Raw genomic sequence first — 23,182 nt, 5'->3', positions numbered from 1 at the left:
ACAACGCAGAGTCAGAGAGTGAGCTTGGCCAACAGATCCCGGCCCTGCTCGGCGCTCTGCGGATCGCACAGCACGTCGTAGCGGCCCGCAACCAGTTGCATGGTCGAACTGAAATCCCTTGTCCCGCGGGCCATCGCATAGGGAACCGACGAGGTGATCAAGCCGAAGAACACTCCGGCGATCAGACCGGTCACCAACGCCTGGGTGGGGTTGTCGCTGAAAATGCCCAGCACCAGGCCGATGAACAAGCCCAGCCAGGCGCCGGTCAGCACTCCGCCGCCGAGCACCTTGGGCCAGGTGAGCCGGCCGGTGACCCGCTCGACCTGCATGAGGTCCACGCCGACGATCGTCACCTGCTGAACAGGGAACTGCTGATCGGACAGATAGTCCACCGCGCGCTGCGCCTCGGCGTAGGTGGGGTAGGACCCGATCGGCCAGCCTTGCGGCGGGGTCGGCAGTCGGGCCGGGTCACGACGTCCCGGCGGGCCTGCCGCACCGATCGGACCGGGGCCTTGTCCGGGCTGGAAGGGGCTGGTCATGGGATTTCTCTCTCCTCGCTCCGAGTTGCGGACTGTCGGACGACAGGCCGAACCCGGCGCATCGGCTAGGTTGAACAGCATGACAGCTCCCGGCGGGGATTCTGGCGAGAATCCACGAGGCAACCCCAACCAGCCCTGGGCCGACCCGGGAGCGCCCACGCCCGACCAGGGCGGATGGCCGTACCCGTCGGGCTTCGAAGGCTACCCGCCGGGGCCTGGCTATCCCCCGCCCGGTTTCCCGCCGCCTCCCGGTTTCCCGCCGCCCGGATTCCCGCCGCCCCCCGGTGCCGGCAGCTATCCGCCTCCCCCACCGCCGGGCAACTACCTGCCCCCCGGTGGCTACCTGCCCCCGGCGCCCCCCGCCCCGGGCGACTACCCGGGGCTGGGAGCCCCGCCGGGCTACCCGCCGCCGAGCTACGGCACACCGCCCCCCACTTACCCGGGCTACGGCACGCCGTATCCGGGCAACTACCTCAATCCCGGCCAGGCACAGAAGACCAATGTCTTGGCTGTCAGCTCACTGGTGGTGTCGCTGCTCGGCCTGGTGTTCTGGCCGCTGGGGCTGGCCGGTGTCATCCTCGGAGTGGTCGCGCTCAACCAGATCAAGTCCAACGGTGAGGCCGGCCACGGCCTTGCGGTAGCCGGCACGGCGATCGGCGGTGTGGCCGTGACGTTTTCGTTGATCCTGGCGATGATCGCCGTCAATTAGATCTGGGCGGCCAGGACTGGGCCGAGACAGCCGCCGAGCGGCCAGGACTGGCTAGGCCGACGGCGGTGTGAACGGTGGCGCCTCACGGCGCATTCCGGCCGCGCGGCCCTTACCCGCCACCACCAGCGCCATCTTGCGGCTGGCCTCGTCGAGCATCTCATCACCGAGCATCACCGCACCGCGAGCGCCGCCGGCCTGCGACGTGTGCCAGGCGTAAGCCTCCAGGATCAACTCGGCATGGTCGTACTCGGACTGGCGCGGACTGAAGATCTCGTTGCCCGCGGCGATCTGGTCGGGGTGCAGCACCCATTTGCCATCGAAGCCGAGCGCGGCCGAGCGGCCGGCGACCCGCCGGAACGCTTCCACGTCACGCACTTTCAGATACGGCCCATCGACCGCAGCGACCCCATGGGCGCGCGCCGCCACCAAGATCGTCATCAACACGTGGTGGTAGGCGTCGCCCTCGGTGTAGCCCTCGGGCTGCTCGCCGACTTCCAAGGTCCGGGTGTTGAGGCTGGCCATCAGGTCGGCGGGTCCGAGCACCAACGCCTGCACTCGGGGTGCCGCGGCAATGGCGTTGATATTCATCAAGCCGCGGGCGTCCTCGATCTGGGCGTCGACACCGATCTGCCCGACCGGCAGCCCGTGGATGGTCTCCAGCTGGGTGAGCAGCAGATCCAGCGCCTGCACGTGCGAGGCATCGGACACCTTGGGTAGCACGATGACGTCGAGCCGAGCCCCGGCGGCGCCGACCGCCGAGACCACCTCGATCAGGTCGGCGTGGGTCCACGGGGTGGTCCAGTCGTTGACCCGGACCCCGAGCAACGGCGCCGTCCAGTCCTTCGCGGTGAGCGCCGCGGCGACCAACGTCCGCGCCTGCTCCTTGGCCGCCGGAGCCACCGCATCCTCCAAGTCGAGGAAGACTTCGTCGGCAGGCAGGCCCTTGGCCTTGTCGATCATCTTCTGACTGCTGCCAGGTACTGACAGGCAAGTACGGCGGGGGCGATATGCGTTGGTCACCTAAATACTCCTACCCTTTCAACCATGGCGTCGAGCAACAGGGTTTATGCAGCGCGGCTCGCGCGGATGCTCGTACTGGGCCCCTTCGGTGAATCCGTCGGCCGGGTCCGCGATGTCGTGGTCAGTCTCAGCATCGTGCGCCAACAGCCGCGCGTGCTGGGCCTTGTCGTCGAACTGCCCACCCGTCGGCGCATCTTCGTACCGATTCTGCGGGTCGCCTCGATCGAGCCCAACGCGGTCACCCTGAACACCGGAACGGTGTCACTGCGCAAGTTCAACCAGCGGCCCGGCGAGGCCCTGGTACTCGGCCAGGTTCTGGACACCAAGGTCCGGGTCTCCGATCTGGAGCTCCCGGAGCTGGCCGGCGTCGACGTGGCGATCACCGACCTGGCCATCGAGCAGAGCCGCACCCGCGACTGGCTGGTGACGCGGATCGCGGTGCGGCATTCTCGGCGGTTGGGGCGACGCGCCGCGGTGCACATCGTGGACTGGCACAACGTGCAGGGACTGACTCCGTCCGCGCTGGCCATGCCGGGGCAGGGCGTCGCACAACTGTTGCAGCAATTCGAGGGGTGGCGGCCGATCGAGGTCGCCGACGCCATCCGCGACCTGCCGCCCAAACGCCGCTACGAGGTCTTCAACGCGCTGGACAACGCCCGTCTCGCCGACATCCTCCAGGAGCTGCCGGAGGAACGTCAGGCCGTCGTGCTGGGCCAGCTGGGCACCGACCGGGCCGCCGATGTCCTTGAGGAGATGGACCCCGACGACGCCGCGGACCTACTGGGCGTGATGAACCCGACCGAAGCCGAAGCCCTGCTAGCGCGGATGGACCCCGACGACTCCGATCCGGTCCGCCGGCTGCTGGAGCACTCCCCGGACACCGCGGGCGGGTTGATGACCACCAACCCGGTGGTATTGACCGCCGACACCTCGGTCGCCGAGGCGCTGGCCCGGGTACGCGACCCCGACCTCACGCCGGCGCTGTCGTCGCTGGTGTTCGTGACCCGGGCCCCCACGGCCACCCCGACCGGCCGCTACCTGGGCTGCGTAGCGCTGCAGCGGCTGCTGCGAGTGCCACCGGCCGAACTCATTGGTGGGTTCGTCGATTCCGACCTGCCGGCATTGAACCCCGAGGTGTCGCTGGCCGAGCTCACCCGCTACTTCGCCGCCTACAACCTGGTCTGCGGGCCGGTGCTCGACGAACAGAATCACCTGCTGGGTGCGGTGACGGTCGACGACGTGCTGGACCACCTGCTGCCGGATGACTGGCGCGAAACACCCGAACCGGACCTGGGGCCGAAACTCTCCGGGAGGCCGTCGTGACCGACCGCTCCACATCACAGCGGCTCTCTACGCCCCGCACCTCACGGCTGCCCAGCCTGAACATGGATCCCGACGCGCTGGGCCGGTTCACCGAATCGGTGGCGCGGTTCTTCGGCACCGGGCGCTACCTGGCCATTCAGACGGTGCTGGTGGTGGGATGGATTCTGCTGAACGTCTACGCGATCCGGTTCCAGTGGGATCCCTACCCGTTCATCCTGCTCAACCTGGCATTTTCGACCCAGGCCGCCTACGCCGCGCCGTTGATCCTGCTGGCTCAGAACCGTCAGGAGAACCGCGACCGCGTCAGTTTGGACGAGGACCGTCGGCGTGCCGCTCAGACCAAGGCCGACACCGAGTATCTGGCCCGGGAGCTGGCGTCCCTGCGCCTGGCGGTCGGCGAGGTGGCCACCCGCGACTATCTGCACCATGAGCTCGAACGCGTTCGGGAACTGCTCGAGTCACTTCGCCCTGAGCCTGAGCCCCCCACCGCGGAGACCGCGAACCGGCCGGGGTGACACGTGACCCAGACCAGATAACGACCATCAGCAGCATCGCCGTTGGGTATGGTGACCTAGTTCACGAAGCCCGGACGGTTTCATCTAGCAGAAATTAGGGGCGATCGAGTGCCAACAGGGGGCGGCGCAACGGAGCGCGTTTCCCGCACCGCCAGATTGCGGCGTGCGGCGCGTTCCGCCCTGCGGCCTGCGTTCGGCCTGACGTTCATCACTCCGTTGGTCTTTGCCGGCGCCGTGGGCGCCACACCCCGCTCCCCGTCGACGACACTGCCGCTGCGCAGTGCCGCGGTGACCCCGCTGGCGGCCTCGGTGAACACCTCCTCAACCGGCCGTTCCTCGGGCCCATCGGTGGTTGCGGTTCCCCGCCCGCAGACGAATCTGCGGGTGGCGGCGGGCGCTCCGTCGGCGCCACCGGCGGCGGTGGTCTATGCGCCGGGCACCTTGGGGATCCCCAGCACGGCGCTGGCCGCCTATCGCAACGCCGAACAACAGATGTCGGTCGCCGCACCTGAATGCGGGATCAGCTGGAACCTGCTGGCCGGTATCGGCCGCATCGAATCCGGGCACGCCAACGGCGGGGCCACCGACGCCCGCGGCAACGTGCTCCAACCGATCTATGGGCCCGCGCTGGACGGCACGCTGCCCGGCAACGAAGTTATCGTGGCCAGCAACGCCCCCGGCCGGGTGGTCTACGCCCGCGCGCTGGGTCCCATGCAGTTCCTGCCCGGGACCTGGTCACGGTATGCCGCCGACGGTGACGGCGACGGTCGCGCGGACCCGCAGAACGTCTACGACGCAACCCTGGCCGCAGCGCGCTACCTGTGCAGTGGCGGGATGAACCTGCGCGAACAGTCGCAGGTGCTGACCGCGATCCTGCGCTACAACAACTCGATGGCCTACGCCGAGAACGTGATGGGCTGGGCGGCGGCCTACGCCACCGGGGTGGCTCCCGTCGACCTGCCACCTATCGTCGGCCCGGCACCGCCGATCGCCGACCTGCACCTGGAGCACTTGGAGCACCCGGAGGGGCTCGGTCCAGAATCGCTCAGCCTGCACGGGATGTCGCCGGTCGAGCATCCCGCCGAGTCAACGCTGATCGACCTCGGTCAACCAAGCATCGAAACCCAGCTGGCCAACCTGCCCTGGCTGCCGCCCTGGATGGCCAACAACCAACAGCAGCAGCAACAACAACTGCCGCGTCCGTCGGCGGCGTGCCGGATGATCTGCCTGGAGCCCCAAGCCGCGCCGAGCCCGACGGAGCCCCCCAACGGATTCCCGCCGGCCCCCTTCGCCCCACCCGAGGCCCCCCTGGCCCCGCCTGCGCCGATGCCGCCGTACGCGGTTGCACCGGCACCGCCGGGCGCCCCGGATCTGCCGGCCGGCCCGCCCCCGCAGTCCGCCCCCGGCACACCGCAGGAAGGATCGCAGGCCGGCCCCCCGGCCTAGAGCGATCTCGCCCCGGGCGGGACCTGCATGGGCCCTGCCGCGCTGCCCTAGACTCGGACACGATGTCCGAGAATCCCGATGACACCGCCGCCCTGCACGACGCGATCTACACCGCGTTGGGCACCGTGCTGGACCCCGACATTCGGCGTCCGATAACCGATCTGGGCATGGTCAAGAGCATCGAGATCGCCGCCGACCGCAGCGTGCACGTCACGATCTACCTGACCGTCGCGGGCTGCCCCATGAAGACCGAGATCACCAATATGGTGACCACGGCGATCAACGACGTGCCCGGTACCGGTCCCGTCACCGTCACCTTGGATGTTTTCAGCGACGAGCAGCGAGCCGAGCTGCGCAAACAGCTACGCGGTGATACCGCCGAACCCGTCATCCCGTTCGCCCAGCCCGGTTCCCTGACCAAGGTGTACGCGATCGCCTCAGGCAAGGGCGGCGTCGGAAAATCCAGCGTGACGGTCAACCTCGCGGTCGCGCTGGCCGAACGCGGCCTGTCGGTCGGGGTGCTCGACGCCGACATCTACGGCCACTCGGTGCCGCGGATGATGGGGGTCTCGGCGCTGCCCACGCAGGTCGACTCGATGATCCTGCCGCCGATCGGCTACGGCGTGAAGGTGATCTCGATCGCGATGTTCACCCAGGGCAACACCCCGGTGGTGTGGCGGGGTCCGATGCTGCACCGCGCATTGCAGCAGTTCCTCGCCGACGTCTACTGGGGCGATCTGGACGTGCTGCTGCTGGACCTGCCCCCGGGCACCGGCGACATCGCGATCTCGGTGGCCCAGCTGGTTCCCTCGGCCGAAATCCTGGTGGTGACCACCCCGCAGCAGGCCGCCGCCGAAGTCGCCGAGCGAGCCGGGGCCATCGCCCTGCAGACCCGCCAGCAGGTGGTCGGCGTGGTGGAGAACATGGCCGGCCTGGCCATGCCCGACGGGTCCACCATGCATCTGTTCGGTGAGGGCGGCGGGGAGCGAGTCGCCGAGCGGCTGACCCGGGCGATGGGCCGTGACGTGCCGCTGCTGGGTCAGGTGCCGATCGACAGCGAGATGGTGACCGGCGGCGACTCCGGTTCGCCCGTGGTGCTCTCAGCGGAGTCGGCGGCGGGCCGGGAGCTGCGCAAGGTCGCCGACGCGCTGGCCACCCGCCGTCGCGGGCTGGTGGGAATGTCGTTGGGTTTGGACACCGGAGGCGCGCGGCGCTGAACGCCGCCGGCGCAACCCTGCTAGGTGGCGTCGGTGTCGAAGGGAGCCGGTACGCCCGGCTCGGGCAGTGCGACCGGCGCCGGCGGCATGGGACGGGGCTCAGCGGCCAGTGCACCCACCGCGCTGAACAGCGAGTCGTCCCCGTCGAGCAGATGCCGGGTCAGGGCCGCGCGCGGTGTCATGCCGCGCAACTTCTGTAGTTCGCTCAACGGCGCGCGCAGATCCTCGAACTCCGGCCCGATCTCGTCCCGCAGCTGATCGGTGGCATTGGTGACATAGTCGCGGGCCTGGCGCAACGCGCCGCCGGTCCAACGGATGGCTCCTGGGAGTCGCTCGGGTCCCAGGATGACCAGCCCGAGCACTACCAGGACCAGCATCTCGCCCCAGCCGACATTGGCGAACACAGCGGTATACGTCTAACCGTCTGGGGTGGGTGTCACCATGAGCGTGACATGGCGACCGTCACGAACCACCTCGACGGGCGCTTCCTTGCCGATGGTCAGATTGCGGACCGCCACCACGAACTCGTTGGCGTCGGCGACGGTACGGTCGCCGATCTTGACCACCACGTCGTTCTCCAGCATGCCGCCCTTCTCCGCGGCGCTGCCCACCTTGACGTTGGCGATCTGCGCTCCCGACGCGATGGCGTTGCTGACCGATCGGGCGCTCACACCCAGCGTGGGGTGAACGATCTTGCCGTCTTTGATCAGCGCCTCGGCCACGATCTTCATCTCGTTGACCGGGATCGCGAATCCCAGGCCGCTGGCGCTGTCGGACAACGACTTACCGGCGGTGTTGATGCCGACCAACTGGGCATCCATGTCAATCAGCGCACCGCCGGAGTTGCCGTGGTTGATCGAGGCGTCGGTCTGCACGGCGTCGATGACGGTGTCGGTGTCGGAGTCGTCACCGGACAGCGGCACCGGCCGGTGCAGGGCACTGATGATGCCGTGGGTGACGGTGCTGCGCAGTCCCAGCGGGGCGCCCGCCGCGATCACCTCGTCGCCGACCCTGACCTTGTCGGAGTCGCCGAGCCGGGCCACCGACAGGTTGTCGACGTTGTCGACCTTCAGCACGGCCAGGTCGGTCTTGGGGTCGCGGCCTACCAGGTTGGCCAGCACCTCTTTGCCGTCGTTGAAGACCACCGTGGTCTTGAACTTGCTGGGGTTGTTGGCGGCCTCGGAGATGACGTGGTTGTTGGTGACGATGTAGCCCTTGCCGTCGATGACGACGCCGGAACCCTGCATCCCCTGGTCGTCGCTGACCGACTCGATGGTCACGACCGAGTTGGCGATCGCCTCAGCGACCTTGGCGAAGCGCCCGGCCGGCTCCTCGGCGTTGCCCTTGGTGGACAACGTCACCTTCGACGTGGTGAATGCCTCCACGACCTGTGCGGTGGTCCGCCCGACCAAGCCGCCCACCATGCCGATCGCCAGCGCGATCGCGGCCAGTACGCCCAGGGTCCGGTAGGAGACCCGATCGCCGAACAGCACGTCGCGAACACCGAGACGACCGCCCGCGTCACCGCCGGCCGACCGCGGCACGGGCGGCACGACGGCGGGGGCACCCAGTGCGGCACCCGCTGCCGGGTCACGCCACGGGTCGCCGGTGTCTTCGAGGCCGTTCGGCTTGCCGTTGCGGTTCAGTGCGCCGGCGTCGGCTGGATGACGCTGGAGCGAGGGCCCGGCACCGTGTCGACCGAACGCTTCCTTGAGGACCGGGTCCGGCGGCAGGTCCCGCGGGACGTAGTCGCCCTGCTCGCGGTACTTCTTGGGCCGCACATCGGCAGGCGTGAAGGAACCGGGCACCCCATCGGGCCGGCCGAAGGCCTTCTTGGACGCAGTGTCCACGGGGGGCCGGTAGACGGGTCGCGGCGCCAAGCGGTTACCGCCGGCGTTCTCGTTGTTGGAGCTCACCTATTCCTCTTCCGGGTCCACCCCTGAGTCGCATTCAGGCTCAGCGAGCACAGCATCACCCTGGCGCTGGCGCCGCTCCGGATCCACCTTACCGGCGTTTACGGCGATCTTGAGGTTTGCCGTCGTCGAACCTGGCGGGCATCGGCCTAGTCGGCTCGTCGGGCGCACAATCGGCCGGGGAATCGGGAATCTGGGCCAGCAGGCCCAGCAGCGCTGAGGGGATCCGGATGGGATGCGAATCACGGAGGGCCGAGCGTGCCCGGCCCTGGTACTCGACCTCTGCCGCGCAGTCGGGGCACAGCGACAGGTGATGGGCCGCACGCAGGTGGGCGTTCATCCTCAGCTCGCCGTCGACGTAGGCGGTGATCGCTTCGCTGCAGAGGTGCTCGGTGGAGCCGAACTGCCGCGGGGCACCGACCGGTGCGTCGCTTTGCGAGGCAAACTGGGCGGGCAGCCAGGAGAACGCGCGTCGGAAGACACCTCCGCGGTCCGTCACACCGGACTCCTCTCCGCTCCCACAGCCCTATCGGCACCCAGTCGGGCTCATTAAAGACCCACTAAGAATGTAGCGCGATACCGCCCGCGAACGCGGAAACCCGACGTGGACGCGAGGATCAGCGGGCCGCGATGCCGCGAAACGCCGAGCCGTCAGGCTGACCGGACCGGTCGGCGAGGTACTCCCGCAGCGCCTGACGGCCGCGGTGGATGCGACTACGCACCGTGCCCAGCTTCACCCCGAGGGTGGCCCCGACCTCTTCGTAGGACAAACCTTCGATGTCGCACAGGACCACCGCGGCCCGGAACTCCGGCGCCAGTGAATCCAATGCGGCCTGCAGGTCAGGGTCCAGCCGGGCATCGTGGTAGATCTGCTCGGGATCGGGCTCGTCGGCCGGCACCCGGTCGTAGTCCTCCGGCAGCGCCTCCATGCGGACGCGACCGCGCCGGCGCACCATGTCCAGGAAGAGGTTGGTAGTGATGCGGTGCAGCCAGCCTTCGAAGGTCCCGGGCTGGTAGTTGTGCACCGACCGGAACACCCGAATGAAGGTCTCCTGGGTGAGATCCTCGGCGTCGTGCTGGTTGCCCGAGAGTCGGTAGGCCAGCCGGTAGACACGGTCGGCGTGCTGGCGCACCAGCTCATCCCAGGACGGCATGGCCGCCACGTCTCCGGTGGCGTCGAACACCGCGGTTCCCTGCGGCGCCTCCGACGGGTCCACCCATTCGGTGCCGGTGTACCGGTCCGAGTGGGTAGTCGGGTGCGACATGGTGACCGGGGGCAACAAAGCGGTTATGGCTGCGTCCTCCAACTCGGGGCCGCCGTCAGGCGACGGCGGCGCACTATCGCGATCAACAGGCGACGGGCCCCTCGTATTCCGAGCGTCTCGAGGCCGGTTGTTACCTCGTTCCATGCCGATACCGTTGCGTATCGCTGTATGCCCGCTCTGTGCTGTCACTGAATGCCGACTGTGAACCTGTGTTCGAATATGCCGCGCACTGCGGTTATGAGCCCAGGTAACGGTTCGGACACGGGCTTCACCCCGGGCGTGTCGGGCGGGCGCGCCGGTTCACCCCCCGTCACGCCTTTGTCCTACGCTGCGGACATGGCCAGCACCGACGACACTCCCGGCGAGCCGCCGCGCAGTCGCGCCGACGCTCTCCTGGCGCACGCCGAGGACTCGATGACCGAGGACGCGGTGTTGGCGGCCGCCCGCGACCGGGCCGGTGAGATCGGTGTCGGCTCGATCAGTGCCGCGGTGGGTGCGCTGTTGAGCCTGTTGACCAAGCTCAGCGGCGGCAAGGCGGTGGTCGAGGTCGGCACCGGGGCCGGCGTGAGCGGACTCTGGCTGCTCTCGGGAATGGGCGAGGACGGTGTTCTGACCACGATCGACATCGAGCCCGAACACCAGCGCACCGCCAAGCAAGCCTTCGGCGACGCCGGTATCGGGCCGGGCCGAACCCGATTCATCAGCGGTCGCGCCCAAGAGGTGCTGACCCGGCTTGCCGACGACTCCTATGACCTGGTCTTCGTCGACGCCGACCCGATTGACCAGCCCGAATACGTCCTGGAGACGGTGCGGCTGCTGCGCTCCGGCGGCGTGGTGGTGGTGCACCGGGCCGCCTTGGGCGGCCGGGCCGGAGATCCGGCGGCCCATGACGCCGAGGTGCTCGCGGTACGCGAAGCTGCCCGGCTGATCGCCGTCGATGAGCGCCTGACCCCGGCGCTGATTCCGCTGGGCGATGGCCTGCTGGCCGCCGTCCGCGACTAGTTCCCGCTCCGCTTCCCTGCGCTCGGCCCCATGCTTGACACCTGACTGAACACGCGTTTAGCCTACTGAACATGCGTTCAGCCGATCTGACGGCCACCGCGAAGATCCGCGATGCGGCCATCGCCCAGTTCGGACGGCACGGGTTCGGGGTGAGCATCCGGGCCATCGCCGAATCCGCCGGAGTGAGCCCCGCGCTGGTCATCCACCACTTCCGCTCCAAAGAGGGCCTGCGCAGGGCCTGCGACGAGTTCGTCGCCGAGGAGATCCGCAGCAGCAAGTCCGAGACCATCCAGTCCTCGGACCCGGCAACGTGGTTCGCGGCCATGGCCGAGATCGAGTCCTATGCGCCCTTGATGGCCTACCTGGTCCGCAGCATGCAGTCCGGCGGCGAATTGGCGAACACCCTGTGGCGCAGGATGATCGACAACACCGAGAGCTACCTGGAGGAGGGCGTGCGCGCCGGCACCATCACACCCAGCCGCGACCCCAAGGCCCGCGCCCGCTACCTGGCCCTCACCGGCGGCGGCGCATTCCTGCTGTACCTGCAGCTGCACGCCGATCCGACCGACCTGCGCACCGTATTGCGTGACTACGCCCGGGACATGGTCCTTCCCGCGCTCGAGGTCTACACCGACGGCCTGTTGACCGACCGAACCATGTATGACGCATTCCTGGAGTCCGAACAAGGGGGAAGCGATGCGACCTGACAACCATTGGCCGGCAATCGAAATCCACGGCCTGGAGAAGAGCTTCGGCGAGGTCAAAGCACTCGACGGGCTCGACCTCCGAGTGCACGGCGGCGAGGTCCATGGCTTCCTCGGCCCCAACGGCGCCGGCAAGTCCACCACCCTCCGCATCCTGTTGGGCCTGGTCAAGGCCGACAGCGGAACCGTTCGGCTACTCGGCGGCGACCCCTGGACAGACGCTGTCGAACTGCACCGCGAGATCGCCTACGTGCCAGGCGATGTGACGTTGTGGCCCTCGTTGACCGGCGGCGAGATCATCGACCTGCTGGCGCGGATGCGCGGCGGCATCGACGAGCAACGCCGCGACGAGTTGATCGAGCGGTTCGATCTGGACCCGAGCAAGAAGGCGCGCACCTACTCCAAGGGCAACCGACAGAAGGTCTCGTTGATCTCCGCCTTCTCCTCCCGTGCCCGGCTGCTCGTGCTCGACGAGCCGAGCACCGGACTGGATCCCCTCATGGAGAACGTCTTTCAGCAGTGCGTCACGGAGTCAAGCCGACGCGGTGCCACCGTCCTCCTGTCCAGCCACATCCTGGCCGAGACCGAGGCACTGTGCCAACGGGTGACGATCATCCGCGCCGGGCGGGTGGTCGAGAGCGGTTCGCTGGATTCGCTGCGGCATTTGCGCCGCACCTCGATTCAGGCCGATCTGATGCGCGACCCCGGCGATCTGACCCGCATCCCCGGCGTCGCGGATGTGCGGTACACCGGCACCGTGCTGCAGGCGCAGGTCGACAGCTCCGGCCTGGCCGAGCTCATCGCGGTGCTGGGCGCAGCCGGCGTACGCAGCCTTACCAGCCGGCCCCCGACGCTGGAAGAGCTCTTCCTGCGTCACTACGACACGGCACAGTCATGACTACCGTTGCTGCGCAACCGGTATCACCGCGCAGCCACCGACCCCACCGGGCGGCGGCGAATTTCACCGGCACATTGGGGATGCTTCGGTTGTGCCTGCGTCGCGACCGCATCGTGGCGCCACTGTGGGTGCTGTTGCTGTCGGTGCCGCTGGCCACGGTCTACATCGCCAGCATCGAGGCGGTCTACCCCACCGCGGCCGACCGCGCCGGCCTGGCCGCCACCATCATGGCCAGTCCCGCTCAGCGCGCGATGTACGGACCCGTCTACAACGACTCGCTCGGCGCGGTGGGTATCTGGAAGGCCGGGATCTACCACCTGCTGATCGCGGTCGCGGTGATCTTGACCGTCATCCGACACACCCGCGGCGACGAGGAGAACGGCCGCACCGAGCTGATCGATTCCACCGCGGTGGGCCGCTATGCCGGGCTCACCGGCGCACTCCTGCTGGCCGCAGGCGCGTCAGTGGCCACCGGGGTGATCGGCGCGGTCGGGCTGCTGACCACCGCCGTCCCGGCCGCCGGATCGTGGGCCTTCGGGGCGGCGCTGGCCTGCTCAGGGCTGGTGTTCACCGCAGTGGCCGCGGTCACCGCCCAGCTGTCCCCCAGCGCGCGGTTCGCCCGCGGCGCCGCGTTCGGCGTGCTGGCCGCTGCGTTCACGCTGCGCGCCGTGGGCGACGCGGGATCGGGCGCTTGCTCATGGCTGTCGCCGCTGGGTTGGTCGCTGCTGGTGCGCCCCTACGCCGGCGAGCGGTGGTGGGTGCTGCTGCTGCCGCTGGCGACCACGGCCGCACTGACCTGGTTGGCCTACCGCCTCGCCGCCCGTCGCGATGTCGGTGCCGGGCTGCTGCCCGACCGTCCGGGCCCACGTCGGGCGGCGCCGACACTGGGCGGCGTGTTCGGGCTGGCGTGGCGACTCGACCGCGCGGCGCTGGCACTGTGGACCACGGCCCTGGTGCTCTACGGGCTGCTGATCGGCAGCGTGGTGCACGGAATCGCCGACGAGGTGGGCAGCGACAGCGCCCGCGAGATCGTCGTCCGGCTGGGCGGAACTGCGGCGCTGGAGCAGGCGTTCCTCGCGGTCGCGTTCACCATGTTGGGCATGGTCGCCGGAGCATTCGCGGTGTCCCTGGTGCTGCGGCTCCACCAGGAGGAAGTTTCAGCCCGCGCCGAGACCCTGCTCGCCGGCGCGTTGTCGCGAGACCGTTGGATGGCAAGCCAACTAGCGGCCGCTTTGGTAGGTCCGGCAATGGCGATACTGGCCGCCGGGCTGGCGGCCGGAATCGTCTACGGGACAGCGGCCGGCGACATCGGCGGGCAACTGCCCGCGGTGCTGGCCAGCGCCGCGGTACAGCTGCCGGCGGTCTGGCTGCCCGCGGCGGTGGCGGTGGCGCTGTTCGGGCTCGCCCCGCGATTCGCCCCCGCCGCATGGGCGGTGCTGATCAGCTTCGTCGCGCTGTATCTGCTCGGCACCCTGTCCGGTCTGCCCCAGTGGGTGCTCGACTTCGAACCGTTCGTCCACGTGCCTCTGGTCGCAGACGGCGGTGTGAGCCCGGTTCCCCTGATCGTGCTGCTGGCAATCGACGCCGGGCTGATCGCCGTGGGCTTCGGGGCGCTGCGGCGCAGAGATCTGGCGTCATGAGGGGCCGAATCGGATAACTCGGGACTGCGGCCTCGCTCAAATACCGCAGGCCCCGTATTTGACTTATAGTTCCCTGAGCTCTAGCTGGGACTCAGGGAGGTTGGTGGCCATGCGCACACGCGTACGAGGCAGCGGTCGTGACCGGACCATCTCCCCCGCCCGGCTGGCCGCGTGCACGGCGGGCGCCGTGGTGGTGGGAGTCGCGCCAATGCTGGCCTGCGCGCCTGCGCAGGCCGACTGGGACTGGACCTGGATGCTCGACGCCGCGGAGCCGGCGGCCGTCGCCGGAAGCGCAGCGGGCGGGCTCGATCTGGGCAGTCTGATGGCTTTGGTGCAGTCCTTCACCGACCAGCTCGATCCGGCGACCAACAAACTGTTCTCCGACGCCATCGACGCGGTGCTGGCCCTGCCGGGACCGAACCAGTCCTTCGACAGCGCCGAGTGGGTGAATGAGTACATCTACGCGCCGCTGCATGAGGGCCTGCAGCAATGGATCTCGAGCCCGTTCGGCGAGTACAGCCTCGCCCTGATCAACGCGCCGTTCGCCACCTTGTTCGGCCGGGATCTGATCGGTGACGGCATCGATGCCTTCGACGGCGTCAACACCAGCGTCTTCGGCCAGTTGGGCTGGTTCGGCGATGCCGGGGACGGCGGGTTCCTCTTCGGCGACGGCGGCGTCGGCATCGCGGGTATCGACGGAGCCGGCGGCGTTGGCGGCGACGCGGGCTTCTTCGGCAATGGTGGAGCCGGTGGGCTGGGCGGCTTGGGTGCTGCCGGCGGCGACGGCGGAGCCGGCGGCTGGTTCATGGGTCTGGGCGGCGAGGGCGGTGCCGGCGGCGCCGGCGCTGTCGGCGGTACCGGCGGCGTGGGACTCGGCATGATGCTCGGCACCGGAGGAACCGGTGGCTCAGGCGGCGACGGCGATATCGGCGGCGACGGCGGGATCGGCGGCGCGGGGGCCTGGTGGCTGGGCCGCGGCGGCGACGGCGGCGTGGGTGGCGAGGGCAGTGACGGTGACCAGAACGGCGGGGCCGGTGGCGACGGCGGCGCAGGCGGGCTGGTGTTCGGCCGCGGCGGGGACGGCGGACTCGGCGGCGAAGGCGGCGCGGGCGGCTTTGGCGGTGCCGGTGGCTTCCTGGGCTCGGCGGGTATCAGTGCGGCGCCGTACGTGCAGAACACCCAGTGGGTGACCTATGACGGTGGGACCAGCTTGCGGGTGTACCCGACCGAGACCGGCCGCACCGAGGCAGGCGAGCCCGGCACGCTGCGCCAGGGCGAGCAGGCCTGGGCGGAAGTGGTCAAGCGCAATCCCGAGGCGAACACTGCCGGGATGCGCGCGCAGTTCCTGTGCCACTGGCAGTTCGCCGAGTTCATCCAGCCCGGCAAGACCAGCTGGAACCTGGAGCCGTGGCGTCCGGACGTGGGCAGCGTGAACCTGTTGGCCAACGGCTGCAACCCCGGCGGCGCCGAAGAGCCGTTCTAGCCCTCCCCCGGGATTTCGGTGGCGGCTAGATCCACATTCCTTTGCCGACGGCAACCACGCCGCCGGCGCTGATGGAGAACCTTTCCCGGTCCTTAGCCAGGTCGACGCCGATCATCTCCCCGGGGCCGACCACGACGTTCTTGTCCAGGATCGCGTGCCGCACCACGGCGCCGCGGCCCACCCGGGCCCCGGGCATGATCACGCTGTCCTCCACGATCGCGCCATCGTCGATCACCACGTTCGACGACAAGACCGAATTGCGCACCGATCCCGCCGAGATGACGCTGCCGGCGCCCACCACCGACTCCTGCGCGGAGCCGCCGTTGACGAACTTGGCCGGCGCCAGGTTCTCGGTCGCACCGTGAATCGGCCAGCGGTTGTTGTACAGGTTGAAGATCGGGTGGGCTGAGACCAGGTCCATGTGCGCGTCGTAGAACGCATCCAGGGTTCCCACATCGCGCCAGTAACCGCGGTCACGCTCGGTGGCACCGGGAACTTCATTGTCGGAGAAGTCGTAGACGGCGGCCATTCCGTCGGCCACCAGACGCGGCATGATGTCGCCGCCCATGTCGTGGTCAGAGTGGTCGTCGTCGGCGTCGGCGCGGATCGCGTCAATAAGAACCTTGGTGGTGAAAACGTAGTTACCCATCGACACATACGTGCTGTCTGGATCGCCCGGCGTTCCGGGTGGGTTAGCGGGCTTCTCCATGAAGCTGCGGACCCGGCCGGACTCATCGGCGTCGATGCAGCCGAACGATGACGCCTCGGCGCGCGGCACCCGGACCCCGGCCACCGTCGCGCCCGCACCGCTATCGATGTGGTACTGGACCATCTGCTCGGGATCCATCCGGTACACGTGGTCGGCGCCGAAAACCACGATGTAGTCGGGGTCTTCGTCGAAGATCAGGTTCAGCGACTGGTAGATGGCATCGGCGGACCCCGTGTACCAGCGCGGCCCGAGCCGCTGTTGGGCCGGCACCGGGGTGATGTACTCGCCCGCCAGACCGCTCAACCGCCAGTTCTGCGAGATGTGACGGTCCAGTGAATGCGACTTGTACTGCGTCAGCACACAGACCCGCAGGTAGCGCGCATTGACCAGATTCGACAGCACGAAGTCGATCAATCGGTAGGCGCCCCCGAACGGGACCGCCGGCTTCGCCCGGTCAGCGGTCAAGGGGTGCAGCCGCTTACCCTCACCACCGGCCAGGACGATGCCCAGCACGTGCGGCACTTCCCTCATGGGCACAAACCTATCGGCCACGCCGGGACGCTGCCAGGCTAGCCGCGCGATTGGCGACCGTTCTTTACAAAAGCTTGCTCACACTTCGTCGGCCGATCCGCTGCGCGGCCCATGATCGGCGCCCGCTACCGTGCCGGTTATGCGGGTGGCGATGCTGACTCGGGAATACCCCCCGGAGATCTATGGCGGTGCGGGTGTACACGTCACCAACCTGGTGGAAGCGCTGCGGCGGTTGTGCCACGTCGACGTGCACTGCATGGGCGCCCTGCGGCCGGGAGCGCAGGCGCATCAGCCTGATCCGGCGCTGCGGGACGCCAATCCGGCACTGGGGACGCTGTCGGCCGACCTGACGATGGTTGATGCCATCAGCGCTGCCGACGTGGCGCATTCCCACACCTGGTACACCGCCCTGGCCGGCCGGCTGGCGGCACTGCTGCACGACATCCCCCATGTGCTGACCGCGCATTCGCTGGAGCCGCTGCGGCCCTGGAAGGCCGAACAGCTGGGCGGCGGCTACCGAGTGTCGTCCTGGGTGGAGAAGGAAGCGACGACGGCCGCTGACGCGGTGATCGCGGTCAGCTCGGCCATGCGTGAGGATCTGCTGCGGGTCTACCCGGACCTGCGGCCCGACCGCGTGCACGTGATCTACAGCGGCATCGACACCGACGCCTGGTGTCCGCAGCCGGGCGGGCCGGATTCCATGCCCGCCGAACTCGGTGTCGACCCCGACCGTCCGATGGTGGCGTTCGTGGGACGGATCACCCGGCAGAAGGGTGTGGCCCATCTGGTGGCCGCCGCCCACCGGTTCCATCCAGAGGCGCAGTTGGTGTTGTGCGCAGGGGCCCCGGACACCCCGGAGATCGCTGCCGAGGTCAGTGCCGCTGTCGCCGACCTGGCCGCCACACGCAGTGGGGTGTTCTGGATTCAGGAGACCTTACCGGCCCGGCAGATACGCGAATTACTCTCTGCAGCAACCGTTTTTGTCTGCCCGTCGGTCTATGAGCCGCTCGGCATCGTCAACCTGGAGGCGATGGCCTGCGGCACCGCCGTAGTGGCCTCCGATGTCGGCGGAATTCCGGAGGTGGTCACCGACGCCGCGACCGGCACCCTGGTCCACTACGCCGCCTCCGACCCGGAGGGGTATCACGCCGACCTCGCCGAAGCGGTCAACGCGCTGATCGCCGACCCGGACCGCGCACAGCAGTACGGCGACGCCGGCCGGCGTCGCTGCGAAGAGATCTTCTCTTGGGCTCGGGTGGCCGAGCAGACGCTGGCCGTCTACCGACAGGCCAGTCGCTAGTCTCGGCGGCAGCTGAGCCGGAACGAGGTCAGCTGGTGACGGCTTTGAGCTCGTCGCCGAGCGCAGCGGCCTCGTCGGGGGTCAACTCGACGACCAGCCGTCCGCCACCCTCGAGTGGTACACGCATCACGATGCCGCGCCCCTCTTTGGTCGCTTCCAGTGGACCGTCGCCGGTCCGGGGCTTCATCGCCGCCATCGAGTGCTCCCTCCAGGTACCAGCCCGCAGGCCGTGCCCATGATCTGCGCCGGGTGTGCACCGCAGTCGCAGCTTCCGGCATTGAACTGCAAATTCACTCCGCCATTCTCCCCTATCGGCGACGGCGCGTGCACAAGACCCGATTCCGTTGTGCATTTTAGTGGATCTAGCCGGTATGCGGCGGCACCCAACAGGCCCGGACGTGATCGTCGACCATGCCCGTGGCCTGCATCAACGCGTACGCCGTGGTGGGACCCACGAATCGGAAGCCACGACGCTTCAATTCACGCGCCATCGCGGTCGATTCCGGTGTGACGGCCGGAACTGCCGACAGATCTGCCGGCCGCGGTCGCGCCGGCGGAGCGAACGACCACAGCAACTCCGCGAGATCGGTCGAACCCAGGTCCAGGGTGGCACGAGCGTTGGAGATCGTCGCCTCGATCTTGGCCCGGTTGCGGACGATCCCGGCATCGTTCATCAGTCGCGCCACGTCCGCATCGGTGAAAGCCGCCACGCTCTCAACGTCGAAATCGGCGAACGCTCGCCGGAAGTTCTCCCGCTTGCGCAGAATCACCAGCCACGACAGCCCACTCTGAAAGGCCTCCAGGCTGACCCGCTCGAACAGCGCCGCCGGATCACGCACCGGACGTCCCCACTCGTGGTCGTGGTAGTCCAGGTACACCTGGGCGGCGCTCTCAACCCAACCGCACCGGATCCGGCCGTCCCCGGAAGGGCTGCTCACCGTGCGCCCGGCGAACTCACGGCGGCGGCCTGCGCCGCGGCGAGCTGGCCACGGAGCTGGTCAAGCTCAGCACCGAGACGCTCCAGCACCCAGTCGACCTCGCCGGTGTTGTAGCCGCGCAACACCTGGGAGAACTTGACCGCGTCGACGTCAGCTCCGGTGACGTCGGAGGCCGGCAACATGGTCGCCGTCGTCGCCCGAGGCAGCGGTGGCAACTGCTCGCCCCGGCCGAACAACGTGCTGGCCACCCCAAACAGCAGCAGCGCGGTGAGAACAAGCACAACGAGATACAGCAACACCAGTGTCACGGCATCGATAGTGCCTCATTGCACCGACACCCGCGGCGGTGCCGACACGATCAGCGCTGGCGCAGGGTGTTCATCGGCGGACGGTCCACCAGCGACAGGGGTGTGGTGCGCGGCAGGTAGTCCACACCGTCCGGGCCGTCGGCGAAGAACTGGGTGAGCCCGACCCCCGAGTCGGGGACGCCGCACCGCGACAGCAAGGTGGCGACCACCTGACGGCTCATCACCGCCAGCTCGGCCAGCGGGCGGTTGCGGTGGGCACGCACCCCCAGATTGACCTGGGCGATCGCTTCCAGGCCCAACCGGTCGTAGGTGTCGATCAGCAGCCCGATCTCCACCCCGTAGCCGGGCGCGAACGGTACCGACGCCAGCAACTCACGACTGCCCGCGTACTCACCGCCCAGGGGCTGCAGCACGGCCCCCAGATCGGGCCGCAAGGCGGTCAGCAGCGGGCGGGCGACCAATTCGGTGACCCGGCCGCCACCGGTGGCGTCCTCGGTGCCGTTGACCTTCAGCGGCCGACGGTAGAAGCCTTTGACCAGGTGTACGCCCTCACCGGTGAGCAGCGGGCCGACCAGGTTGGGTACGAACATCGGGTCGGGATTGATCAGGTCGGAATCCACGAACACCACGATGTCGCCGCTGGTGGCCGCCAGCGACCGCCACAGGGCCTCGCCCTTGCCGGGCTGCGGCGGAACCTCCGGAACCGCCTGCTCACGGCTGACGACGCGGGCGCCGGCGGCGATCGAGCGGATCTCGGTGTCGTCGGTGGAGCCGGAGTCCAGCACGATCAGTTCATCGACCAGGTTGTCCACGAGCGGGGTGATGCTGTCGATGACCGACTCGATGGTGGCCTGTTCGTTCAGCGCAGGCAGCACCACCGAGATACTGCGACCGGTCTTGGCCTTGGCCGCCAGCAGCTCGGCCACGCTCCATTGCGGGCGGACCCAGGTGCGCCCGGACAGCCGGGTGTCGCCCGGCGCCGAGACCAGATCGGTCATGCCAATCCCCTTACTGTGCGGGTCGGAGCCCGCACGCCCTGGATCGATGCCACCATCTCCAGGACGCGCCGGGTCGGCCCGACCTCATGAACCCGAAACATCCGGGCTCCAGCGGCCGCCGCCCATGCGGTGGCCGCCAATGTTCCATCCAGTCGTTCGGTCAGACCCACACCAAGAGTCTCCCCGATGAAGTCTTTGTTGGAGAGCGCCATCAGCACCGGCCATCCGGTACCGACCAAATCCTCCGTGTGTCGTAACAACGCTAGCCCGTGGAAGGTGTTCTTGCCGAAATCATGGGTGGGATCGATCAGCACGCGCTCGCGCGACACCCCGGCCGCCACCGCCCGTTCCGCCGCCGCGGTGACCTCACTGATCACCGCTTCGACCACCCCGTCGACGCTGGTGCCGTAGCTCACCCGGAAGGGGCGGGTGCGCGGCTGCGCCCCTCCGGTGTGTGAGCAGACCAATCCGGTCCCGAACTCTGCGGCCACCGCGGGCAGTTCCGGGTCGATCCCGCCCCAGGTGTCGTTGATCAGGTCGGCACCGGCCGCGCACGCGCGTTTGGCCACTTCCGCGCGCCAGGTGTCCACGCTGATCAGCTGCTCGGGGTAGGCGCTGCGCAGCCACTCGATAAAGGGAACCACCCGGGCCGTCTCGGCATCGGCGTCGACGGTCTGCCCCGGCCCGGCCTTGACTCCGCCCACATCGATCACGTCGGCGCCGTCGGCCACTGCCTGGTGCACGGCAGACTTGGCCGCCTCGTCGCTGAATGTGGCGCCCGCGTCGTAGAAGGAGTCCGGGGTGCGGTTGATGATCGCCATGATCAGCGCACGATCAGCCGCCACCGGACGACCGCAGAAGTGGGACTGCACCCGTCTATGGTGCCCGGTCGGGTTTCGCCCTTGCTCGCTCAGCCCTGCGGTCGCTTGCCTGCGGCCACTTCGTTGGGGTAGTCGGCGTAGAAGGGCACGTAGCCCTCGGCGCGACCGGCCAGCACATACAGCGGGTCCTCGATCACGGCGCCCCCGCCGCCGTAGCCCTGCTCACGCAGCTCCACTTTGCGGCTCTTGAACGTGGTGGTGTGGGCCATCGACGCCACCACCCGGACGAACAGCGGCACCGCATAGGAAGGCAGCTGACCCGAGACCACGGCCGCCAGTCCGGGCCCGTCGAGGGTGGCGCCGTCGCGCAGTTTGACGGCGGCCATTCCGGCGCGGCCACCGGTTCCGGGCACCTCCACGCCGTAGACGGCGCATTCCTCCACCGCATGGTCGGCGCTCAGCGCGGCTTCGACCTGGGTGGTTGCGACGTTCTCGCCTTTCCACCGGAAGGTGTCGCCGAGCCGATCGACGAAGGCGGCATGCCCCATACCCTGGGGGCGCATCAGGTCACCGGTGTTGAACCAGCAGTCGCCGTCCCGGAACGCGTTGCGCACCAACTTCTTCTCGTTGGCCTCCGGGTCGGTGTAGCCGTCGAACGGTGAGAATCGGTTCACCGGGCTCAGCAGCAGTCCGGGCTGTCCCGAAGGCACCCGCTGCACCCAGCCGTCCTCGCCACGCAGCGGCAGGCCGGTGTCGGGGTCGTATTGCACGTAGGCCAGCGGCCCCGGATAGACGCCGGTGCTGCGCGGCACGTTGAAGACGTTGAGGAAGGCGCTGTTGCTCTCGCTGGCGGCGTAGAACTCGCACACCCGCTTGATGCCGAAGCGCTGGGTGAACTCGTCCCAGATCTCGGGACGCAGCCCGTTGCCGGCGATCACCCGCACCTTATGGGCCCGATCGGTGGCCTTGACGGGCTGGTTGAGCAGATAGCGGCAGAGCTCGCCGATGTAGACGAACGCGGTGGCGTCCGCGGCGATCACCTCGTCCCAGAACCGCGAGGCTGAGAATGAGCGGCCCAGCGCCAGCGTCGCGCCCGCGTTCAGCACCGATGACACCGCGACCGTCAGCGCGTTGTTGTGGTAGAGCGGCAGGCAGCAGTACAGCGTGTCGCTGCCCCGCAGCCGTAGCCCAAGACCCCCGAAGGTCGCCAGGGCGCGCAACCACCGGTAGTGCGTCATCACGCTGGCTTTGGGGTAGCCGGTGGTGCCGGAGGTGAAGATGTAGAACGCGGTGTCCTTGGCCAGCACCGCGTTGACCGAGGCGGGATTGCTGTCCGGGGCGGTGGCGGCCAGCCGCCGGAACTCCTCGATGGTCACCGGCGCAGCGGCGGCACCGCAGTCGGTGACCGCCTCGACCAGGTCGGACTCCGCGACCAGCAGCGTGGCGTCCAGCACGCCCAGGCTGTGGGCCAGCACGTCGCCGCGCTGGTGGTAGTTGAGCATGCCGGCCACCCCGCCGCATTTGGCGACGGCCAGCATCATCAATACCGCGTCCGGGGAGTTGCGCAGCATGATCGCGACCACGTCACCGTGTCCGACGCCGCGCGCGGCCAGTACGGCGGCGTAGCGGTTGACGGTCTCATTGGCCTCGCGGTAGGTCAGTTGCTCGTCGCCGAACCGGATGAACACCCGGTCGCCGAGGCGGGCTGCACGATCTTGGAAGACCTTGCCGATCGAGGCCTTGGAGGTGGGGCGGGCCCGCAGTCCGGTCCACAGCCCGCGCAGGATGGTCGGCGAGTCGGCCAGCAGTCTCGGCGTGCGGGCCAGGAGATCGATCGGTCCCACGTGGGTGACGGTGCCGGAGTCGTGATCGGACACGTTATCGCCTCATTTCACTGAAATCG

The 23,182-nt window shown here is 68.8% G+C and carries 24 protein-coding genes; 11 read left to right on the top strand and 13 right to left on the bottom strand.

What is annotated here, in order from left to right; genetic code table 11:
* Positions 1 to 11 precede the first annotated feature (11 nt).
* A complete protein-coding gene (locus G6N09_RS14030) occupies positions 12 to 539 on the bottom strand; it encodes a YflT domain-containing protein (RefSeq protein WP_083027895.1) in 528 nt (175 codons plus the stop codon).
* A gap of 79 nt (positions 540 to 618) precedes the next feature.
* Here G6N09_RS14030 and G6N09_RS20345 point away from each other — a divergent pair, with 79 nt between their 5' ends.
* The gene (locus G6N09_RS20345; RefSeq protein WP_163752804.1) at positions 619 to 1,248 is read left to right on the top strand and encodes a DUF4190 domain-containing protein; all 630 of its coding nucleotides are present in this window, start codon (positions 619 to 621) and stop codon (positions 1,246 to 1,248) included.
* A 51-nt stretch (positions 1,249 to 1,299) separates the two neighbouring features.
* Here the strand turns inward: G6N09_RS20345 and G6N09_RS14020 are convergent, their stop codons facing one another.
* A complete protein-coding gene (locus tag G6N09_RS14020; protein WP_083028021.1) occupies positions 1,300 to 2,268 on the bottom strand; it encodes an HpcH/HpaI aldolase/citrate lyase family protein in 969 nt (322 codons plus the stop codon).
* Between the two features lie 24 nt (positions 2,269 to 2,292).
* Between G6N09_RS14020 and G6N09_RS14015 the strand changes: the two genes are divergently transcribed.
* From G6N09_RS14015 to G6N09_RS14000, 4 genes are all read left to right on the top strand, one after another.
* On the top strand, positions 2,293 to 3,591 hold the full coding sequence (locus G6N09_RS14015) for a magnesium transporter MgtE N-terminal domain-containing protein (protein WP_083028020.1): 1,299 nt from the start codon (positions 2,293 to 2,295) through the stop codon (positions 3,589 to 3,591).
* Positions 3,588 to 4,106, top strand: coding sequence for a DUF1003 domain-containing protein (locus G6N09_RS14010; protein ID WP_083028019.1), 519 nt, complete (start codon positions 3,588 to 3,590; stop codon positions 4,104 to 4,106). Before G6N09_RS14015 ends, G6N09_RS14010 begins: the two co-directional genes overlap by 4 nt.
* Before the next feature lie 108 nt (positions 4,107 to 4,214).
* On the top strand, positions 4,215 to 5,552 hold the full coding sequence (locus G6N09_RS14005) for a lytic transglycosylase domain-containing protein (RefSeq protein ID WP_163752802.1): 1,338 nt from the start codon (positions 4,215 to 4,217) through the stop codon (positions 5,550 to 5,552).
* Between the two features lie 62 nt (positions 5,553 to 5,614).
* Positions 5,615 to 6,769 carry an Mrp/NBP35 family ATP-binding protein gene (locus tag G6N09_RS14000; protein WP_083027127.1) on the top strand — a complete coding sequence of 385 codons (1,155 nt, stop codon included), beginning with the start codon at positions 5,615 to 5,617 and terminating at the stop codon, positions 6,767 to 6,769.
* Positions 6,770 to 6,789: 20 nt separating this feature from the next.
* Here the strand turns inward: G6N09_RS14000 and tatB are convergent, their stop codons facing one another.
* From tatB to sigE, 4 genes are all read right to left on the bottom strand, one after another.
* Positions 6,790 to 7,173 carry a Sec-independent protein translocase protein TatB gene (tatB, locus tag G6N09_RS13995; protein WP_083027128.1) on the bottom strand — a complete coding sequence of 128 codons (384 nt, stop codon included), beginning with the start codon at positions 7,171 to 7,173 and terminating at the stop codon, positions 6,790 to 6,792.
* 12 nt (positions 7,174 to 7,185) lie between these two features.
* Entirely contained in the window at positions 7,186 to 8,685 is a 1,500-nt protein-coding gene (gene htrA, locus G6N09_RS13990) for a serine protease HtrA (RefSeq protein WP_083027129.1), read from the bottom strand.
* 88 nt (positions 8,686 to 8,773) lie between these two features.
* On the bottom strand, positions 8,774 to 9,181 hold the full coding sequence (gene rseA, locus G6N09_RS13985) for an anti-sigma E factor RseA (protein WP_083027130.1): 408 nt from the start codon (positions 9,179 to 9,181) through the stop codon (positions 8,774 to 8,776).
* Between the two features lie 118 nt (positions 9,182 to 9,299).
* Positions 9,300 to 10,091: an RNA polymerase sigma factor SigE gene (gene sigE, locus G6N09_RS13980; RefSeq protein ID WP_083027131.1), complete on the bottom strand. Its 792-nt coding sequence runs from the start codon at positions 10,089 to 10,091 to the stop codon at positions 9,300 to 9,302.
* 192 nt (positions 10,092 to 10,283) lie between these two features.
* On the opposite strand from sigE, the gene G6N09_RS13975 reads away from it, so the two are divergent.
* From G6N09_RS13975 to G6N09_RS19610, 5 genes are all read left to right on the top strand, one after another.
* A complete protein-coding gene (locus G6N09_RS13975; RefSeq protein WP_083027132.1) occupies positions 10,284 to 10,949 on the top strand; it encodes an O-methyltransferase in 666 nt (221 codons plus the stop codon).
* A gap of 71 nt (positions 10,950 to 11,020) precedes the next feature.
* On the top strand, positions 11,021 to 11,656 hold the full coding sequence (locus G6N09_RS13970) for a TetR/AcrR family transcriptional regulator (RefSeq protein ID WP_083027133.1): 636 nt from the start codon (positions 11,021 to 11,023) through the stop codon (positions 11,654 to 11,656).
* Positions 11,646 to 12,551 (top strand): ABC transporter ATP-binding protein, encoded by a 906-nt coding sequence (locus G6N09_RS13965; RefSeq protein WP_083027134.1) that lies wholly within the window; start codon positions 11,646 to 11,648, stop codon positions 12,549 to 12,551. The genes G6N09_RS13970 and G6N09_RS13965 overlap by 11 nt, the downstream gene beginning before the upstream one ends.
* Complete coding sequence (locus tag G6N09_RS13960) at positions 12,548 to 14,191, top strand: ABC transporter permease (protein WP_179959838.1); 1,644 nt, start codon at positions 12,548 to 12,550, stop codon at positions 14,189 to 14,191. Before G6N09_RS13965 ends, G6N09_RS13960 begins: the two co-directional genes overlap by 4 nt.
* A gap of 109 nt (positions 14,192 to 14,300) precedes the next feature.
* On the top strand, positions 14,301 to 15,674 hold the full coding sequence (locus tag G6N09_RS19610) for a DUF2599 domain-containing protein (protein WP_083027136.1): 1,374 nt from the start codon (positions 14,301 to 14,303) through the stop codon (positions 15,672 to 15,674).
* Between the two features lie 25 nt (positions 15,675 to 15,699).
* On the opposite strand, the gene glgC is transcribed toward G6N09_RS19610, so the two are convergent.
* Positions 15,700 to 16,914, bottom strand: a complete 1,215-nt coding sequence (gene glgC / locus G6N09_RS13950; protein WP_083027137.1) for a glucose-1-phosphate adenylyltransferase — start codon at positions 16,912 to 16,914, stop codon at positions 15,700 to 15,702.
* 139 nt (positions 16,915 to 17,053) lie between these two features.
* Here glgC and glgA point away from each other — a divergent pair, with 139 nt between their 5' ends.
* Entirely contained in the window at positions 17,054 to 18,214 is a 1,161-nt protein-coding gene (glgA, locus tag G6N09_RS13945; protein WP_083027138.1) for a glycogen synthase, read from the top strand.
* Positions 18,215 to 18,242: 28 nt separating this feature from the next.
* Here the strand turns inward: glgA and G6N09_RS13940 are convergent, their stop codons facing one another.
* The 6 genes from G6N09_RS13940 to fadD6 all read right to left on the bottom strand — a co-directional run bounded on the left by G6N09_RS13940 (position 18,243) and on the right by fadD6 (position 23,156).
* Complete coding sequence (locus G6N09_RS13940; RefSeq protein WP_003885506.1) at positions 18,243 to 18,410, bottom strand: DUF3117 domain-containing protein; 168 nt, start codon at positions 18,408 to 18,410, stop codon at positions 18,243 to 18,245.
* A gap of 166 nt (positions 18,411 to 18,576) precedes the next feature.
* Positions 18,577 to 19,152 carry a DNA-3-methyladenine glycosylase I gene (locus tag G6N09_RS13935; RefSeq protein ID WP_083027139.1) on the bottom strand — a complete coding sequence of 192 codons (576 nt, stop codon included), beginning with the start codon at positions 19,150 to 19,152 and terminating at the stop codon, positions 18,577 to 18,579.
* Positions 19,149 to 19,460, bottom strand: a complete 312-nt coding sequence (locus G6N09_RS13930; protein ID WP_083027140.1) for a DivIVA domain-containing protein — start codon at positions 19,458 to 19,460, stop codon at positions 19,149 to 19,151. The genes G6N09_RS13935 and G6N09_RS13930 overlap by 4 nt, the downstream gene beginning before the upstream one ends.
* Positions 19,461 to 19,510: 50 nt before the next feature.
* Positions 19,511 to 20,458 (bottom strand): glucosyl-3-phosphoglycerate synthase, encoded by a 948-nt coding sequence (locus tag G6N09_RS13925; RefSeq protein WP_083027141.1) that lies wholly within the window; start codon positions 20,456 to 20,458, stop codon positions 19,511 to 19,513.
* On the bottom strand, positions 20,455 to 21,330 hold the full coding sequence (gene folP / locus G6N09_RS13920; RefSeq protein WP_083027142.1) for a dihydropteroate synthase: 876 nt from the start codon (positions 21,328 to 21,330) through the stop codon (positions 20,455 to 20,457). Before folP ends, G6N09_RS13925 begins: the two co-directional genes overlap by 4 nt.
* A 38-nt stretch (positions 21,331 to 21,368) precedes the next feature.
* The gene (fadD6, locus tag G6N09_RS13915) at positions 21,369 to 23,156 is read right to left on the bottom strand and encodes a long-chain-acyl-CoA synthetase FadD6 (RefSeq protein WP_083027143.1); all 1,788 of its coding nucleotides are present in this window, start codon (positions 23,154 to 23,156) and stop codon (positions 21,369 to 21,371) included.
* Between the last annotated feature and the right edge of the window lie 26 nt (positions 23,157 to 23,182).

Source organism: Mycolicibacter minnesotensis (assembly GCF_010731755.1).
GTDB classification, from domain to species: Bacteria; Actinomycetota; Actinomycetes; order Mycobacteriales; family Mycobacteriaceae; genus Mycobacterium; species Mycobacterium minnesotense.
This window is presented reverse-complemented; position numbering and strand designations above follow the sequence as displayed.